The sequence below is a fragment of the Methylomonas sp. AM2-LC genome (assembly GCF_039904985.1).
Lineage (GTDB): Bacteria > Pseudomonadota > Gammaproteobacteria > Methylococcales > Methylomonadaceae > Methylomonas.
In genome coordinates this window covers 2949826-2967482 of the sequence record NZ_CP157005.1, presented here as the reverse complement: position 1 = coordinate 2967482, position 17657 = coordinate 2949826, and the positions used below count along the sequence as shown (strand labels likewise).

The 17657-nt window shown below is 43.2% G+C and carries 18 protein-coding genes; 4 read left to right on the top strand and 14 right to left on the bottom strand.

Annotated elements, in window-relative coordinates; all coding sequences use genetic code 11:
• Positions 1–498 precede the first annotated feature (498 nt).
• The gene (locus tag ABH008_RS13370; protein WP_347986120.1) at positions 499–1236 is read left to right on the top strand and encodes a PA14 domain-containing protein; all 738 of its coding nucleotides are present in this window, start codon (positions 499–501) and stop codon (positions 1234–1236) included.
• A 193-nt stretch (positions 1237–1429) separates the two neighbouring features.
• Here ABH008_RS13370 and ABH008_RS13365 read toward each other — a convergent pair whose 3' ends face one another.
• From ABH008_RS13365 to ABH008_RS13355, 3 genes are all read right to left on the bottom strand, one after another.
• Positions 1430–1699: a hypothetical protein gene (locus ABH008_RS13365; RefSeq protein ID WP_347986119.1), complete on the bottom strand. Its 270-nt coding sequence runs from the start codon at positions 1697–1699 to the stop codon at positions 1430–1432.
• Between the two features lie 203 nt (positions 1700–1902).
• Entirely contained in the window at positions 1903–2277 is a 375-nt protein-coding gene (locus ABH008_RS13360) for a VOC family protein (protein WP_347986118.1), read from the bottom strand.
• 132 nt (positions 2278–2409) lie between these two features.
• Complete coding sequence (locus ABH008_RS13355) at positions 2410–2601, bottom strand: (2Fe-2S)-binding protein (RefSeq protein ID WP_347986117.1); 192 nt, start codon at positions 2599–2601, stop codon at positions 2410–2412.
• An 862-nt stretch (positions 2602–3463) separates the two neighbouring features.
• On the opposite strand from ABH008_RS13355, the gene ABH008_RS13350 reads away from it, so the two are divergent.
• On the top strand, positions 3464–4204 hold the full coding sequence (locus ABH008_RS13350) for a class II glutamine amidotransferase (protein WP_347986116.1): 741 nt from the start codon (positions 3464–3466) through the stop codon (positions 4202–4204).
• A gap of 18 nt (positions 4205–4222) precedes the next feature.
• Here the strand turns inward: ABH008_RS13350 and ABH008_RS13345 are convergent, their stop codons facing one another.
• Both ABH008_RS13345 and ABH008_RS13340 read right to left on the bottom strand, forming a co-directional pair.
• Positions 4223–4942 (bottom strand): hypothetical protein, encoded by a 720-nt coding sequence (locus ABH008_RS13345; protein ID WP_347986115.1) that lies wholly within the window; start codon positions 4940–4942, stop codon positions 4223–4225.
• Positions 4943–5321: 379 nt separating this feature from the next.
• Complete coding sequence (locus ABH008_RS13340) at positions 5322–6461, bottom strand: serine hydrolase domain-containing protein (RefSeq protein WP_347986114.1); 1140 nt, start codon at positions 6459–6461, stop codon at positions 5322–5324.
• A gap of 376 nt (positions 6462–6837) precedes the next feature.
• Here ABH008_RS13340 and ABH008_RS13335 point away from each other — a divergent pair, with 376 nt between their 5' ends.
• Positions 6838–7236: a group III truncated hemoglobin gene (locus ABH008_RS13335; protein WP_347986113.1), complete on the top strand. Its 399-nt coding sequence runs from the start codon at positions 6838–6840 to the stop codon at positions 7234–7236.
• Positions 7237–7474: 238 nt separating this feature from the next.
• Here ABH008_RS13335 and ABH008_RS13330 read toward each other — a convergent pair whose 3' ends face one another.
• Together ABH008_RS13330 and ABH008_RS13325 are read right to left on the bottom strand one after the other, a co-directional pair.
• Positions 7475–7996, bottom strand: coding sequence for a peroxiredoxin-like family protein (locus ABH008_RS13330; protein ID WP_347986112.1), 522 nt, complete (start codon positions 7994–7996; stop codon positions 7475–7477).
• A 130-nt stretch (positions 7997–8126) separates the two neighbouring features.
• On the bottom strand, positions 8127–9218 hold the full coding sequence (locus ABH008_RS13325; RefSeq protein WP_347986111.1) for an alkene reductase: 1092 nt from the start codon (positions 9216–9218) through the stop codon (positions 8127–8129).
• Positions 9219–9618: 400 nt separating this feature from the next.
• Here ABH008_RS13325 and ABH008_RS13320 point away from each other — a divergent pair, with 400 nt between their 5' ends.
• On the top strand, positions 9619–10515 hold the full coding sequence (locus tag ABH008_RS13320) for a LysR family transcriptional regulator (protein ID WP_347986110.1): 897 nt from the start codon (positions 9619–9621) through the stop codon (positions 10513–10515).
• Positions 10516–10604: 89 nt separating this feature from the next.
• On the opposite strand, the gene ABH008_RS13315 is transcribed toward ABH008_RS13320, so the two are convergent.
• From ABH008_RS13315 to ABH008_RS13285, 7 genes are read right to left on the bottom strand one after another with little or no spacing between them, the layout of a single operon-like run.
• Positions 10605–11633: a stage II sporulation protein M gene (locus tag ABH008_RS13315; protein WP_347986109.1), complete on the bottom strand. Its 1029-nt coding sequence runs from the start codon at positions 11631–11633 to the stop codon at positions 10605–10607.
• Between the two features lie 9 nt (positions 11634–11642).
• The gene (locus ABH008_RS13310) at positions 11643–12419 is read right to left on the bottom strand and encodes an RDD family protein (protein WP_347986108.1); all 777 of its coding nucleotides are present in this window, start codon (positions 12417–12419) and stop codon (positions 11643–11645) included.
• Positions 12420–12445: 26 nt separating this feature from the next.
• Positions 12446–13744, bottom strand: coding sequence for a DUF58 domain-containing protein (locus ABH008_RS13305; RefSeq protein ID WP_347986107.1), 1299 nt, complete (start codon positions 13742–13744; stop codon positions 12446–12448).
• Positions 13745–13750: 6 nt separating this feature from the next.
• Positions 13751–14713, bottom strand: coding sequence for a MoxR family ATPase (locus ABH008_RS13300; RefSeq protein ID WP_347986106.1), 963 nt, complete (start codon positions 14711–14713; stop codon positions 13751–13753).
• On the bottom strand, positions 14710–16017 hold the full coding sequence (locus ABH008_RS13295; protein WP_347986105.1) for a DUF4350 domain-containing protein: 1308 nt from the start codon (positions 16015–16017) through the stop codon (positions 14710–14712). Before ABH008_RS13295 ends, ABH008_RS13300 begins: the two co-directional genes overlap by 4 nt.
• The gene (locus ABH008_RS13290) at positions 16014–16892 is read right to left on the bottom strand and encodes a hypothetical protein (RefSeq protein ID WP_347986104.1); all 879 of its coding nucleotides are present in this window, start codon (positions 16890–16892) and stop codon (positions 16014–16016) included. The genes ABH008_RS13295 and ABH008_RS13290 overlap by 4 nt, the downstream gene beginning before the upstream one ends.
• Positions 16892–17644, bottom strand: a complete 753-nt coding sequence (locus tag ABH008_RS13285) for a YciC family protein (protein ID WP_347986103.1) — start codon at positions 17642–17644, stop codon at positions 16892–16894. The genes ABH008_RS13290 and ABH008_RS13285 overlap by 1 nt, the downstream gene beginning before the upstream one ends.
• Between the last annotated feature and the right edge of the window lie 13 nt (positions 17645–17657).

Below are 17657 nucleotides of genomic sequence, written 5' to 3'. Positions count from 1 at the left end.
TACCCCCGATTACCAAAGTGAAAAGAGTAATCGGGGAATGTAAGGCAGACCAGTACAAGTGCAAAAAAATCGCGATTGATAAGCGTTCTGTAAGCCTAGGTTGATAGAGATTTAACTGAGTATAATTGCGGCTACGCGGGCTGCATAAACAGACTGTTCAGTTATAGAGTTTACCTCGAACGCTCGCGATGTTCAGTAATAGTGACTTTTGTAATCGGCTTATTAACAATGATTGTAGTCAGATAACCCGACATCATCTATACAATTTTGTTCCAAACATTGTAACCTTACAGTTTATATGATAATGTTTTGAACGAAGAAAAAACAGTGATTCTAAATGCGCACTAAATAATATAAAGCACTCAGCTTTATGATCCGTATTTTCTTCTCTTTTGTTTTTATTCTGTCAATTTACAAATGCCTGGCTATTTATTGCCTGAGCAAAATTACAATTATAATATAAATACTGATCGTTAATTTTAGCGATAAGGAGACCTGATGTTTTTAAATTCAGCTAAATTCGAATGTAAGCACATTCTAAAAGTACTGACATTTTTTACATTCTCAAGCTTTAACTATGCTTATGCTGATACCTTTAGCAGTACTATTGCGCTTCCAACTATTGCAGGCACTGGATTAAATGGCAGTTATTATGCTTTTAATACTTGGCCAGGCTCGTTAGCAAATACGCAAAACTTAATTAATGCTGCAGGGGCACCAACCGCAACTTTTACAGCAACTTCAGTCTGTTTTCCGTCTTGTAATACTTCGATTGGTGATGGATCAACTTTAGCCCAATACCTTGGCGCTAACGCAAGTAATATTTCACTCAACAATATTACAAATCTTTCAGAACATGCTGTGGTTTTGAATGGTTACATTGCCATCACCGCCCCTGGAAGTTATCAATTTTCGATATTATCGGATGATGGTTCGCAATTGCAGATTGGTGGTAAAACCATTTTTAATGCAGATGGTGACCATGGGTTTAGTGGGGGAACTGCCACTGTGCAATTTAGCAATTCAGGACTCTACAAATTTGATGTGCTTGCCTTTGAAGATGCTGGCGTTACAGGTTTGACCGTTCTCGAAAACGGTAATGCTTTAACAGCCAATCAGCTATTTACCTCTGCTGTACCAGAAGCAGAAGAGTGGACAATGCTGATGTTAGGCTTATGCATGATGGGTTGGGTAACACGTAGTAAGCAGTCGGTTCAATCAATAACAGTGTCATAGTTTTTTCTCACCACTCATGGCTAAAGGCTATACCAGATGAGGGGTATGGCCTTTTTTGTGGATAAGAGCTTAGATTAGTTTTAAATTTTACCCGACCGCAATGATAAGTTCTTTAATGTTTAACCTAGAAAGTTGAGCGCTTTTTTACTTTGGCAAAGATTTAAAGCCAAAAGGTATTTTTTTATCTTGCCCACTATACCGGGCTGTGCACAACAGGATTGGTTGGCAAGCGACGTGCGCAAGGGGTCCTTTTTTTTCCGGGTACACGAATGCATTCATATGAACGGTATTGATAACATAACGCACAACGGTTTAAACGACGTACATAGCGCCAGTATGCGCATCGTATTAAATGTTCCAGACGCTCTAACTTTCCTGTGTTTTCCATGGAGGGTATTAATTGCAGTGTATGTAATACTACATATAGCTGACGCGCCTGATTGATTAAAATGTCATTGTCCATCGCTACCTCCACACAAGTAAAATTATGCTGCATTTGCGATTTTTTGCCTTGATGTCAATCAAGGTATTTGCTGTTGACCAATTATTAGTCAATCTAATGTAGGTTACCAATAACCAGGCACTTACATCCTGTTGTCACCTGTTGGTCACAATGTTATCCACAGTTTTTGTGGATAACTGTTGATGCCAAAGAATAGTTAGGGCTTACATGGAATGTAGGCCTATCATATTTCCCTCTGTATCTGATACCAAGGCTATATAGCCATAGTCGCCAATAGACATTTTTTCTCGCTGCACTTGTCCGCCATATTGGCTAACCAGTGCTTGCTCAACAGCACAATCGGTACATTTAAAATAAACTAAGGTTGAGTTGCCAGTGGGGGTGTGTCCCTGCATTTTTACAAGCGCACCCGTTGCGCCGTATTGATTCATATCAGCAGGGAAAGCCAATAGTTCAATTCCCGGAAACGGAGGACTTAATGGCTGGAGTGTAATATCAAAAACGTGCTCATAAAATTTTTTTGCGCGCTCAAGGTCCTGAACATAAATTTCGAACCAGGCAATAGGATTATTTTGCATTTTTATACTCCTAAGGTTGGGGTAGAACAGCTAAAAGCTTATATACTCAAGCTATAAAACAAATTGCAGCAGAGTTTACTGCAATGAATTAGCTTGTTTAAAGCAACGATACTGAGCTATGTATAGCAGTAATCAGTTTGGATGATGAATTTCAAGTAATTTTATAATATCGGTATCACAAGCACCACATCCTGAACAAGCACCCGTTATTCTGGAAATTCTGTCCAGAGTGTTGTTACCATTAGCAATTAATTCTAAAACTTGTATTCTAGTGGTTCCACTACAGGTACAAATCACGTCTTTTGTGCTATCTGCCTCTATCATTGGCTAGTAGTGTGGATAAACAATAAACTGAATAGTTTAACCAAAATACAGACTTTATGTTTATTGATTGTTTCAGCGTTGGTCGTGCCATTATTTTGAATATTAGATGTTAGTTTGTTGTTAATAGATAGGCGTTAAGATTGGGCGAGTTATTTTGTAGTACGCAAAATAAGGAATTTAGCCCAGCAAATCTTCTCATAGACCTGTTTGAATCCTTGACATCTTCATTATTGAGTACTACTTGATTATTCAATAAATCGATAATAAATTCATTTTATATCGTTTTTATTCTTTGCAACGTTGCACTATAGTAAACATACACTATTTTTTTGACTGAGGTGCATGTGTTTGACGTGGATAGAATTTATTCTGTTAGAAGCCAACGAAGCGGGTATTTTTTGGTTAGAGAGGGGCGTAAAGGTCCTTATTCATCAATAACTATTGCCAGGATTGCACTTAATGAATATGTGGCAAACTGCATTAAGAATGGCATAACAGATCGCGCAGTTACCAGAAGGTTAATTAACAGGCTAGTGCCATCTAACGGTCAATAAACTGTCCAAAGGATAGGGCGGCGAATAGCTTCGTTATGGTGCAACACAAGCAATGCTTGCTGATATGTTGCACAAATATCAGCATTGCTGTGCAATATTTGTGCAAAAAATTTCGATTCTATAGCACTTCTATAATGTTTGCAGTACTGCAAACTGACTATGTTTAGGTGTCTGCTAAGCTTGTACTGTAACGACATGAGCATTTGGCGCAAATAATGCTTTATTTATGAGATAGCAAATTCGACTATTTCTTAAGTTTGCATTTTGTCATCGGTATAACGCCCAATAACCAATAGTAGCATAACATAATGTGTCTCATTATCCATAAACCCAAAGGGGTGCCTGTTCAGCTTGATTTGTTGCATTCAGCCAGCCAATATAATCCACACGGTTATGGCTTAATGGCTTTTACCGGCCCGCAAAAAATCAGTATTTACAGGCATCACTATACTAATTTTGATGAGCTGCGCCGTGCTTATTTACAGGTAGAAAAATATGAGTGTGTTATTCACCTTCGTTTATGCACACGTGGAAACATCACTAGAACCAATACACATCCGTTTCGAGTGACTAACTCCATTTATATGGCGCATAACGGTACTCTAAATATTCATTGCCGAATGCCCGGTCGCTCAGATAGCTGGCATATTGTAAATGATTACTTGACCCCGTTATTGCAGTTATCCCCCAAAATATTACATAACGAAAAATTTCAACAACATCTGGCTGCTAAAATAGGACCTAATAACCGATTGGTATTTATGGATGTCCAACGCCGGAAAACAATTATTATTAATCAGCAGCTGGGCATTGACTATCAAGGTTTATGGCTGAGTAATACTAAATGGTTTGACGCTGCCAGTTTTGGTATAGCAAAACCTGATATTCCTGTTCATGATAGTCAAACCCCTAAAAATGCTGAACCTAAACTTTCACTGGCTTTCACAAATATTAATGCACACAACTATCAGCAAAGTAGGTTGAGCACACTTAGTATGCCTACCCGGATTGAAAACTCGAACGGGCGGGCATTATCATGCCCACCCTAACCAGCTAATGGTTTATAACTAGCGGATTTTATGGCGGTTAAATCCAATAAAACCCAGTAGAGCAGAACCAAATAACCAAATAGCACCAGGAACGGGAACGCCTGCCAAAACGGCAGTGCCGCTGCTAGTTGCACCACTTTGCAGGGCTATCTCGGCAAAACCGTTAAAGCCATTGGATTTAAGACTCAAAAAGTCCGCAGCCTTGATATTAGCCCCTGCAAATGTCAAATTGAAAGTCTCGCTAAGTACACCTTTTCCAGCAGCACCCGTTATAGAGGTAGGCGAAAACGCAATTAATAAGTCGTTTTTTCCAGTTTGTGCGGCAGTTGCGCTATTAGGAACGATTAGTTGCGTGGCAGCCCATTCGGAGCCGGTTTGTGGGTTACTAACCGTGGTATACGAGAACGAGTCTGGTTGACCAAGGATGGTGGGATTGCTGACGCTAATGCCTGTTAACGCAGCCGTTTTAGCGGTTGGCAAATCCAGATACAAACGCGTAAGCTCTTGTTTTCCAGTTAAGCTCGCGGTTATGCTAAATTGCAATACATTAAGGGTCGCTGTATCGGAGATCTTTAAATCAACCGCTGTCCCTGTTGCGAGTGGACCAGGACTTCCTTGGAACACCGCTTGGTTAAAATTGATATCAACAGTACTTGCGAAAGCGCCAGTGGTACTAATAACACAAAGCGCTACCGCAGGAATGATATTGCTTAAACGACTTATTTGTTTAAGTATCATCGACTACACTCCAAAATGCTTTAAAAAACCTATAAATTTAATAGTTTCAATTTAAGAGGTAATCCGGAAATCCGCGCAACACGAACCCTGTGACTTTCCATAGCTAACATTGGTTGTTAGTAATAGCTTTTGCTCTTGACAATATTTATACCCAATAAAATACACAATGGCAAATGATTTAATATTAAGATTTTATTACAAAAATTAAATACTTACACAGTGTTGGGGTTAAATTTAATTGGTTTATCATTTAACTGTATAGCTATAATTTATAGAGTTTAAACGCTATTTGACAATTAAATTTTCGCATAACGGGTATGTTAAACAAGCGCTAACAAAGTTTAGTAGAATTTTGATTAGTTAATTTCCTTCTAATAGTTTAAATACAAAAGCCTAATGCCTCACACATGAAATATGCAAATCCATCACGAAGCATATAGAATTGAAACACTTTATGTCTACCGGGTAAGACTTTATTTGTAATTGGTTCGGCTAATGCTAAGCCATTGTCACTGTTGGTAAACATGATAATTCCATCCCCCGATTGTACCGATGCCATTACAAACGCACGGTAACCCGGATTGTTTCCCCAGTGCCAAATGAAAAGATCGTTTGCACTTCGTTCAATACCCCAACCCAGTCCCCAGCTCAAGTTCAGTTTTGGTTCAACCGTTACTGGAGAGTTCGTAAATTGCTTGAGCAAATGATCATTGTTTAAAACACTAGCGACGAATTTCGCATAGTCTTCCACGGTGGTATAAAGGGTTGCAGCTGCAATTGATGTTTTAAAATGCCAAGGTTTTATTGCTATTGCATTGGACGTCATTGCTGGCACCAAGTTTTGCTCAAGTTGTGGGCTCCAAACATATTCACTATGGGACATACCAAGCGGTGTAAATACCAGGGTAATCATGAGTTGATCAAGTGATTCACCGGTAATTACCTCGACAGCACGCTGTAACAACACGTAACCTTCCCCAGAGTAAAGCCATTCTGTACCAGGAGTAGATTCGAAACTGAGTGGTCCTTGCGCCCAATTTGGCAATCCAGATGTGTGGTTCAGTATCATTCGCACGGTAACATCTCGAAGTCTAGGGTCGTTCACCAAATCGTCTGCTAACGATGGTTTAGTTTCAAAGGGGTTGGATCGATGTAAATAACCCTGAGGGAGATACTTTACTACTGGGGTATCCAGTGCGAGTTTTCCTTGATCAACTAATTTAAGTACGGCATAAGCAAAAACTGGTTTACCAAGGGAGGCTGCTTGAAAAATACTGTCTGGATTGAGTGATAACGCAGGCTGACAACCCGTGGCATCATCAATTGTATCGATTTTGCGGTTCTTGATAATAGCAATTGATACAGCACAAATATTATTTTTTATAGCCAGTTTTTCTTGTGTCGTATGTAAATCTTCATTGGTTAGCTCAGTCTTATTAATAGTCGCGCACCCTGCCATATGTATCGACACGGCTACTATTGATAATATAAGTGTAAATAAACGGTTGATTTTTTTCATAGGCTTTGTAAAAAGACAAGGCGTCAATTTCTATCATGTTTACCAGTTCCGCTGCTTTCTTTCAATTAATGGTGGATGGTAGAACGGGCGTTTTGGTAGCGCACTCGTGCATACGAATGTTAAAATTAACTTTGATATATACTGTAAAATATATCGACTATCTACACAGTCAAGACGCTGTAGTGAAATAGAGGTTAGCAATTATAGCTCCAGTCTCATCATTACTAAGAATTGTAAGGCTTGGATGGTAGAACTTTCCCGTACCAAACCACAGCTTGCTAAGGTTGTTCTCTAATTTTAGCGGATGAACCTGACACACCAGAATAAGTTGTAAAGAAGTGATTAACTTTTGATTGTTTTATCACAAGAGGCCATTATGCATACTGAAAACACAGTCGTTACGGAACAGGTTATCGCTGATCTGGTGCGGTGCTTTTACGAAAGAGCTGCTAGCGATGAGCGATTAAAGAATATTTTTAATAATGCTATTTTTGATTGGGATCAGCATCACCGGGTGGTGGAAGACTTTTGGTCCAGAGCGCTGTTGGAGACTAATCGTTATCATGGTAGCCCGTATCCGGTTCATACCCGTTTACCGCTAAAGATTGAAGATTTTGATGTTTGGCTAGATTATTTTCGGCAAACAGCGTATGAGGTTTTGCCGCAAACAGCTGCGCAACAGGCTATTACCCGTGCTGAACACATGGCAGAAAGTTTTAAAGTAGGTATGTTTTTTGACTATACGCCCGCTAAAACTTCTTCTTGTGTCAATTAGGGAGAATAAAGTTATCAACTACGGGTTAGTGACTTTAATCATCCCTATATAGACGGTGTTGAACTCGATCGGCTCGGGTTGACGGGATTGCTCCCGCCACCTCTGCCACACCACCGCACGTACGGTTTTTCGCATCCGGCGGTTGAACCCAGCAATTAATTGGTTTAGGTCAAAAGAGTCCGTTATCGTACCCAACCATTGTCTGATGTGCTTCCAGTGCTTGCGGTAGAGCAACATTTCAATTGGTATGTTCCAAAAGCTCAGATACTTCCCATTGGTCATAGGCATGGGAACCGTATTTTACGGCAACGACGGTACCCAACTGATCCAGAAGAATGTCGGCAGGCAAACCGAGGGCACCGTTTTCCATTTTTAAGCCCATCTTGCCAATTAGTATACCTTTAACGGCCGCCCACAGGGCCTTTGGGTGCAGCGATGCAAACCAGGACGTTTCGACTCCAAATTGTTTGTAATACTTCTTTTTTGGGTCGGCCACTGTCGAGAAAGGTAGGTCATTCTGATATTTCCTCATTTCTTCTACTGAAGAATGGAACATGATGACTTCCATGATTCCTGCCGCTTCCAGATTATCTGCATTTTTAGAAAAGGTATGTAAATGAAAATTGCAGATAGGGCATCCGGCAAATCTTCGAAATTGCAAGTGTGTATATTTTCGTGATGGATCAGGAACCATTTGTGATTCCCCTGTGATTGTCTCTAAAGAGAACGGTGTTATTTTTTCGCCTACTTTTACTTTCATTTCATCACCTTTTCAGTCGTATTGTTAAAATCTGTTGCATGTTGCCAAAGGTGCCTCTGCTTTTAAAGGCGGTGGCTGCGGATATAAATATAAATGGATAACTATGCTTACCTAGCCGATTATGCGCCATTCATTGAACGTTTTCGTTCCAAGTTGGGTAGTCGGTGTAGCCGTGTTCCGTGCCACCATAGAAGCTCGTTTGATCGGGTGTATTCAGTGGTCCACCGTACTGCAGACGCTTTGGTAAATCCGGATTTGCGAGAAACAGACGGCCGTACGCTACAGCATCGGCACGTTTGTCGGAGATGATGAGTTCGCCCCGTGCGGCATCGTATCCCCCATTAACAATGTAAATACCATTCCACTGTGCACGCAGATGTTTAAACAAGTCAGCCAAACGCTCACCTGCAGGTGTCTCCCCTGGCGAAGCTTCCACAACGTGTAGATAGCCCAGATGCAAATCATTGAGTACATCGACAACATGGGAAAATGTTTCTTCTGGATTTTCGTCGCCCATATCGTTGAAGGTGCCGAAGGGCGAAATACGCACTCCAACTCGACTCGATTCCCAAACGCTCAGCACTGCTTCGACGACTTCACGGAGGAATCGAACCCTATTGGAAGCGACACCGCCGTAATCGTCCGTGCGAATGTTCGATTTTGTTTGAAGGAATTGATCTATTAGGTAGCCGTTGGCGGCGTGAATCTCGACCCCATCAAAACCTGCTGCTTTGGCATTGGCTGCGGCTTTGCGATAGTCCTCGATAGTCTGGTGAATATCTGCGAGTGTCATTGCTTTCGGTTCAGAAACATCCACAAAACCAGTCGCGAGGACGGTCTGACTTTTGGCCGTGATCGACGAGGGGGCTAATGGCGATGCATTTCCAGGCAGCAGGCTGTTATGCGAGATTCGGCCCACATGCCAGAGCTGAACAAAGATCCGTCCATCTGCTTCATGGACGCGCTGCACAATGTTATTCCATCCAGCAATTTGCTCGCGGGAATGAATGCCAGGTGTGTTGATATACCCCTTACCCATAGGCGAAATTTGCGTGGCCTCTGATACGATCAGGCCTGCCGACGCACGTTGGCTGTAGTATGTCGATGCGAGTTTCCCTGGTACACCGTCCGGTTCTGCACGATTTCGCGTCAGTGGTGCCATGAATACGCGGTTTTTTAATTGTAAATTACCCAAAGTGATTGGATCGTAAAGAGAAGTCATTTGTGATACCTCAAGAAATGTTGAATTAGTGAAAAAGGTGCTGCAAATAACATATATCTATATACAAATTGCTGCCGCTATTCCCACGGCAAGTAATAATCTAATACTATTGCTAATTCCTTTTAACTTCGTTGTTGATTGCGACATCCATGCGTCCCATCCGCTTGGCCATCTTTGCCCACAACGTCACGTCTATGGCGGTTTTGGCTATCTTCTTCACCAGTGGGAACGCTGATGGTAGTCTGGGTAATCTCCTTTGGTAGTTGAAAAACGAGTGTGCAATGGGTTGGTCGACGTCTATACTTTGACATATTCTATTCGGTTGGTATAGACTAGTTCTGGTAATATAATTAAGTAGAAATTGGAATATATTTAGCGGATATGGATAAGCATTTCAGCAATGCGAACTTTTGTTAGAGTGGTCGAGTCTGGCAGCTTTTCCGCTGTCGCGTACGAGTTGCGGGCAACTCAAAGCGCTGTCAGCAAGCAGGTAGCCGCCTTGGAGAAGGAGTTAGGGGTAAAGCTGTTGGTTAGAACAACGCGGTCTCTTGCCTTGACCGAAGAAGGTGAGTGCTATTTCGAGCAAGCCCGAAGGTTGGTGGCCGAAATTGCTGAGGCCGAGTCGAGCCTGATCAAAGCAGAAGGACAACTACGTGGCTGGATTCGGGTGGCTGCAGCGGTAGGCTTTGGCCGTTTGAAGCTGATGCCGTTGGTGAAGTCGTTTATGTCTGCACACCCCGATGTCAAAATCGACCTACGCTTGCACGATGGATTTATCAACTTGGTTGAGGAAGGGATTGATGTTTCGGTTCGGATCGGCGACCTGCCGGACAGCGGACTGATCGCACGGCGTATTGGCACCTCGCAGCTCATGCTGCTTGCCCACCGAGACTATCTGCGATCCCTACCCGAAGGTGTAGGCGCTCCCGTCAATCCGGAAGATCTAAAAGTGCACGACTGCATTGTTTATACAGGGATGTCCAACAGCAATTTGTGGACATTTACGGCTGGAGCAGGTACGTCGGAAACGAAGGGAGCCACTAAGAGTATTCGTGTTGAGGGGCATATTCAGACCAACAGCAGTGAAGTACTTCTCTCAGCCGTGGCAACGGGAATGGGAATTGGCTATGCGCCCACCTGGCTATTCGACGTTGAGTTGGCAAGTGGAGAAGTTGTGCGACTCATGCCAGACTGGGAATCACCCCGATCTCCAATTCATCTTGTGAGCCCACCCGAACGCAAGCATTCTGCCAAGGTTAGAGCGTTTGCAGAGCACATAGCTGCGGCGCTGACTTGAGTTGAAAGTCGCATACCCTTACCAATCTCAGCATAAGGAATAATGGTCAGGCTGGGTATTAGCCATTTTCCTGTGCCCATATCTGTATTTTATTTCATGACATAATCGTTACGTTTGCCAGGTATGCCAAATAGCAAAATCAGCCAAAAAATGCTGCCGCTGCAGATACCTATAATACTGCGTAACAGTAAGCTGTAACTGGGGTCTGGAGAGACGAAGCCCTCGATGAGACCGGCAAACAGTAAAAACGGGGTGGAAACCAGCAAGATTTTTCCGGCTTTGATACAGGTGTCTTGAAATGCTTGTAAACGGTTGCGTGTACCGGGACGGATTAGGGCTTCGCCTAGTTGTAAGCCCATCGCACCAGAGATAATAATGACGCTGAGTTCTACCACGCCATGACCAATAATAAAGGCAAACAGGCGACCATCTAATCCATAAGGGGCGGTAAATGCGAACATACTGCCTAACATTAGCCCGTTTAAACAAATAATATAAAGAGTCCCCACGCCATATAAAGCCCCCAACGCAAAAGCGGTTAAGGTCACAGTAATATTGTTGGCGGCAATAGAGGTGGATAAAACGGCAGAGGGGGTGACATTCAACAGGCCATCCGTCCATAATTGTCCGCTTTGTACTTGGTCTATCATTTTGCTGGAGGCGAATAAGCTAATGAGCTGTGGATAGTGGTAAATCAATAACCAACCCACGCCAAGCGATAAGAAGAAAAGTGCAAAGGCGGTGATTAAAGTGTTTTTTAACTCGCGCATTAATTGCGGTGCGTCCAGATGATATACATCGAGCAAACGCGCCCATAGATGCCCGGAAGGGCGGTAGATTTCTTCGTGTACTTTTAGAAACAAACTTTCCAGGTAACGGGTGATCAGTGTGTCGCCGTTAACCCGTCTGGATAATGATAAATCGCTTAATAAAGCCCGATAACCCGATAATAGTTGCCGGGTTTCCACCAGTTCGTCGCCACGCTGGCGCTTGTTGTTTTTTAGTTCGGTTTCCAGCGTATCCCATTCTGGTTTGCGCGTGTTTAACCAGTGGGCAAGGGCAATGTCCTGTGGTTTTTTGGGCGGGATACGCGGCGTATTTCGTTGAGTGTTTTCCATTTAGGCGGCTCAGGATGGCGTTAACAAGCTATCAAGCTGATGTTTTAAAGCTTTTTCGTAGTTGGCTGGTTTGGCGGGTGCTGGTAAAGGTTGGCCAATACGGGTTAAAAACCGTTCTGCGTAGTCGATGCGTTTTTCGCGGGATAAATCTCGCCAACGCGCTAACATATCCAATAATAGGCTTTGATCATCTAACGATAATGGCGAATTAAGTGCCAAGCTGGACATTTGTTGCATGGTTTTGCTGGCTACGCTATTGTCGTAGACGAGTACCAAGCCAGCCGCTAAGTCACCAATACGCACATGATGCCGAGTTACCGCTACCGAAATTAGGCCTATGCAATATATGCCTGGCAGGCCGTCAATTAATCGAAACACATTGCGCAGTAATAATGCGCCAACACTGGGGCTGTGGCCTTGCAGATCAACCAACCTTACGCCGGTCATACGTTTACCGGGTGTGCGCCCAGCCATGATCATTTCGATAACGGGGTGATATAAAAAATAAATGATGGTCGGAGGTAATAGCAAAACCAGGGTGGCAAAAGATGCAATTGAGGCATTGGGTTCTTTAAATATCTCATTCAGGTTCAATTTAAAGAAGATTAAATTGACGAGCGCAAACCAGGTAATGGCAAGCAAGATGCGAATATGCCAATCAATAATAAAAGCATGCGCACGCGCTCCCATCCCGGCAATTTCCAATCGGTAATCCAGGGATTCTGCGCTTTGTATGTCTAAAAAATCACTATTTTCGTGGCTAGGGGCCGGTTTTAGAGTATCCATAGGAGCTTTATGTGACAGTGGTTTTTTTAAGCAGCACTGATTCTATCGCGCTGGTGATGATAATAAAGCAATATTTGCTCATCCAGTTCTGCGGCTGTGCCACAGGTAATGTCGACACCCAGTGCTTGTAACTTTTTGCGGGTGAGTTCGCGTCCACGTAAGTATTCCAAACCTGCAAATTGCCGATACGGATCTTGCCATAGTCTTGCTGGTTTTTTTAGGGATTCATAAAGTTGCGTATCTTCCAAACTGGCAACTAATACCTGATGTTTAGCAGATAATAGCTTAACGGCTTGTAGCATTTGCAAGGCCGCTTCGGGTTGTTCTATTTCTGTCAGAAACACAACCAGACCCCGGCGTTTTAACACCTGTTTAATTTCCAGGGTGGCATTCAGGGCATTGGCTGTTTCGTTCAATGCCGATAATTGGCCTAATAATAAGCGTATGTGTGATAAGTGATGCATGCCACCCGCCATGCCGGTTTTCGCCAATACTTGTTGGGCATAGGCAATATTAGCAATACGATCGCCGTGCAGACAGGCGTATTCACTTAATTTTGCAGCTGTGTTGACGTAGTGATGTAGGCGATCCAGATTTCCGGATTGTAAACGGCTGCTGCGACCACAATCGACCAATACCACCATTTCCAAACATTGATCGCGGCTAAAACGTCGTACCATCGGTTTGCCGCGTCGGGCGGTGGCTTTCCAGTCTATATTGCGTAAAGCATCGCCGGTGCGGTAATCTTGTAATTCTAAAAACTCTAATCCGCTACTTTGCAAATAACGGCTGTAACGATTGCCCAATGATTGTATGCCTATCACTTGCTGGTTGTGAGTCAATCTGACCGGTTCTACACGCAGTGGTATGTGGTCGCTAATACGCCGCGTCCACCAGCAGATACCGTATTGACCCAGTTGTTTTAAATAGACAGCTCCCAGTTCGGTAGTGCCTAATTGCTTGGGGATAATCGTCAATGTATGGCTTTGGCTGTTACCCGCTTTAAGCTGCCAGCGTTGTAAATTGGCATTACCGCTTAAGTTATGCGGATAATCGGCTTGCGTTTCCAAATACAATAATACGTTGGAGTGATTGCCAATGGTTAGGGTGTAATGACACGCTTCACCTAAAGGTAATACCGGGCTAATCTGACGTTGCAATGTATAGCTGTTGGTGAGCCGAAAGCGCTCCCAGGCAGCCATCATAATCAGCAAAGCCGCTGGCCAGCGCCATAAACCTTGTAATGGTGGGCCGCACCATATGCCGATCACTGCAAACAGTATCAGTAAGCCTATCAACAGCAGGGCTGGACGTGAAATAGACATGATTTCTTAATCTGTGTTGCGCGGAATCGCCACTTGTTTTTCAATTTCACCATAAATCTGTGCGGTGCTATAACCTTCCAGCATGGCTTCAGAACTCAATAGCAAACGGTGAGCGACCACATTGGGAGCTACGCGTTTAATATCATCCGGTAGCAGGTAATCACGACCCTCTATAACGGCTTCTACCCGCGCACAGCGCATAATCGCCAAAAGGCCACGCGTGGATAAGCCCAAACTTAAACGCGGATGTTGACGCGTTGCTTGTGCTAACAGGGTGGCGTAATGGTACAAACTGTTTTCTACATGTACTTTTGTTGCAAGGCTGCGCGCTTCAGTCAATAGATTATCCGCTAAGGGCTGGATTTGTTCTAAAGCAGTACGATGACCGCCACCAGGTTTGTCGTAACGGCTCAATACGGCTATTTCTGCATCGATGGCGGGGTAGCTTAAATTAAGGCGGATTAAAAACCGATCTAATTGCGATTCCAACAGCGGATAAACACCTTCGTAATCCAGCGGATTTTGTGCAGCAATCAGGAAAAAATCAGCGGCTAATGGATAGGTTTTTCTATCCAGAGACACCGCGTTTTCTTCCATAGCCTGTAATAAGGCCGATTGAGTTTTGGGGCCAGTACGATTAATTTCGTCCATCAAGACTACGTTATTGAATAAGGGGCCAGGTGCAAACTCAAACTGGTTTTGGCTGGTATTAAATATATGTAAGCCGGTAATATCGGATGGCAGTAAATCTGCCGTACCTTGTATGCGACCAAAACTGCCCCCCATTAATTGTGCCAGCGCTTTGGCCAGTAGAGTTTTGCCCAAGCCTGGCGCACCTTCCAGCAGCACATGGCCATTGGCAATCCAGGCGATGACGAGTCCATGTAAAATCTCATCCATACCGAACACGATTTTTCCCAATTCCTGATGTAGATGTTGCTGTAGCTGTTGCCCGGCATTGTGTGTCATAGCGTGACTGTCCTAATATAAGTAATGGTGTTGGCTAATTTAAGTAACGAAACAGCTTGATTACTGTGCGCTTTTTTAAGCAGTGCCAGTTGCTGTGTATTAATCTGGTTATGTTGTTCCAGCCAGCGCCATAAACTGTTCTCATCATGGAGACGGCGATGTTGGTATAAGTCGGTGAGTAAATGATCGACCAATGCCGCAGCCAGTTGCCGTTTATGCAAGTGGCGGGCAAAATATTCAGTGGTGACTTGAATAAAATCTGCCGCAGATAATGGCAGAGCAACAGGGCGCACTGGAGCCAGTCGGTTGCTATAGCCTATCAGGTAAAACAGCCAGAATAATCCAATAGCGGCTAAAGTTTTGTGCAAACGCGGGTCTTTAAAAAAATGATCGGCATCATAAATGACTGATAATCCTAAATGATAATCGTCAAATAGGACGCTACCGCTACTAGACAGCGAATGTTGCAGAATATTGAGCATTAACTGCGCGTTATCAGCCTGATTTAAATGTTTATTACTAAATACATCAGTAGTAAGCATAAACACTAAACGACCGGCGTGAGCATTTAATTGCCAGGCAGTGGTGGTGCTGGTGTTATCGGCATTGTGGTGTTTAAGTAATTCCAGAGCTAAATTGTCACTATCTGTGGTGGTTATAGTCCAGGGATGGCTTAACAAGTCTAGCCTGACCTGACTGTCAATGTGATTGATATCGTGTAGTAAAGGGTGATCTGAGGCACGGCTAAACTGGCTATCCTGCGGGTGCAGTTGCGTATAGCTTTCTTGAAAGGCAGCCAATTGTTCTTTCAAGGTATTGTTGGTTTTGGTAGCTGTGGTTTTTGGGTCTGTTTTGTCATTATCATTATGCACAGTCCAGTTAAAACTGATAAATAAGTTTTTAATCTGGCTAAAGCAGGATTCCATTTTAGCCCAGGCAGGATGCTGGTAAGCGGCCCCTAAAATCAATACGGTGTTGCCTTTATCCACCCAGGTTTTTAGGTTTTTCCATTCCAGTTCACTGATAGGTTTGGGGGAGGGTAGGTTGATGATTAACAGATTACCGTTGTCGGTAAATTCTGCTGCATGTTTAAACTCTGTATACGGTTTGCGGTAACTGATGACATTAATATGCTGGCCTTGCAACCATTGAAACAAACCTTTTAAACCATCAGCTCCACGGTCTTCACTGCTTGGCAAAGATAAAGGTAAATTAGATTCTGCATGTTGCGGCATGAATAAATAAAACACCAATCCCAATGCAGCCAAGGCCGTTAATAAGGTGATCAGGCGTTCTTTGATCATAACGGCCTACCTAATAACCTTTGAACCGTGTTACGGTAACGGCTTAAACTGTCTGTATCAATAGGCCTTGCGCCGTATACAACGGGTTCGGCCGTGCTTAATAACTGCTGGAACAACTGTAAATTTGGAGAAGCCTGCTGGGATAGATAGGCTTGAATTTGTCTATAGGTAAGGCTGTGATCAAGCGGAATAAGCTGTTGCTCCGCCAGCCTGTCTATCACTTGATTCAACCAAACGGCGATTTGCTGCTGGGTGGATAATTGATCAGGTATCACAGCCGGTTGTGTGGAAAAAATAGTGGGTGTGATTTGCCGTATCCTGCGTGGTTTTGATTTGCCTGTCAGTTTTTGTAAAAATCCGGCATAGTAAAGTTCGCTAATTACTAACCACACCGACATCAACACCAGCAAACCAATCAGGGCATAGAAAAACATTTTTACAGTCTGTTCTGATGGTTTAATGGTGTCTAAAAATTGCTGTAACCATTGGTATTTGTCTTCATAATCATCGCCTTTCAAACTGTCCAGCCATTTTAGTAGGGCTTGCCACCATTCTGCACTGGGATCGCGGGCTTCGGTAATGACAATATCGGCCAATAGCTTGTCTAATTCAGCGTGCTGCACGGGTAATAGTTGACGGCTGGGCTGCATGCTGTTGGCTAATAACTGTAATTGCTTAAGGCTAACCGTGTCGCTGATATTGCTTAATAGGCCGAGATTAGTTAAGTCCATATACAAATCGGGACAGTCGCTGGCTAACAGCACTGACTGCTGCGTTTGCTGTTTAGCCAGTGACAGGCAAGTACTTAAATGGGCTTCGGTATTGGCTTGTACCGGTAATGCCAAACAAAAAAGTAGCCAAAAACAATAGCGCATTAGTTGCTCAACCGTGTGTCTAAATCGCTGCCGATTTTACGCAGTTTTTGGTCGTGATATTGTACGTAACCCAGCACCAGAAAATAGGGCGTGATAAATGCTACCAAAAAGTTGGTTACACTGTCCTCTAAGGCTTTGTCATTCGGAAAAAACTGGCTAAATACCATAGCGATTAATAATATCAGCACGATTAAAATGACAGAGGGTGCCGTATATATTCCAGTTATGCGCCACCATGCCCCTTTAATTAATTGATGACTGGCTTTTAAGCTTTGATAGGGGCTGGCCGATTCCAGTATGATAAATAAAAAACAAAAATTGAGTGAAAACATTAAATAAATGCCGGGAATAACCAGTAATACCACTCCGACAATAACCGCAAGCCAATAGAGTATGGCTGCAAAGAATAATGCAGGTAGTTTTTTAAAGCTAAATTTCAAGCTGTCTAACAAGCTGTCTTGCTGCTGATGGGTAATATTGTTAATTCGGTATGTCATGCCCGCAGTGCATAAACAGTTAAACAGATAGTACCCTGTAAAACCAACAAACAAACTTACACTCGTTTGTGGATCTTCCAGTAGGGCGGTGAAAGAAGAGGCACTAACTTTCTCAATTAAGTCATTAAGAAAAATTTCGTTAATCCCGCTAGCAAACATATAGACTAACAGTTTAGAGTAACTGGCCATCAATAACCGATAACTACTATCCAGTATTTTGCCAACATTCACCGGGTGTGTTGCTAAAAAACGCATATGACGTCCTTGT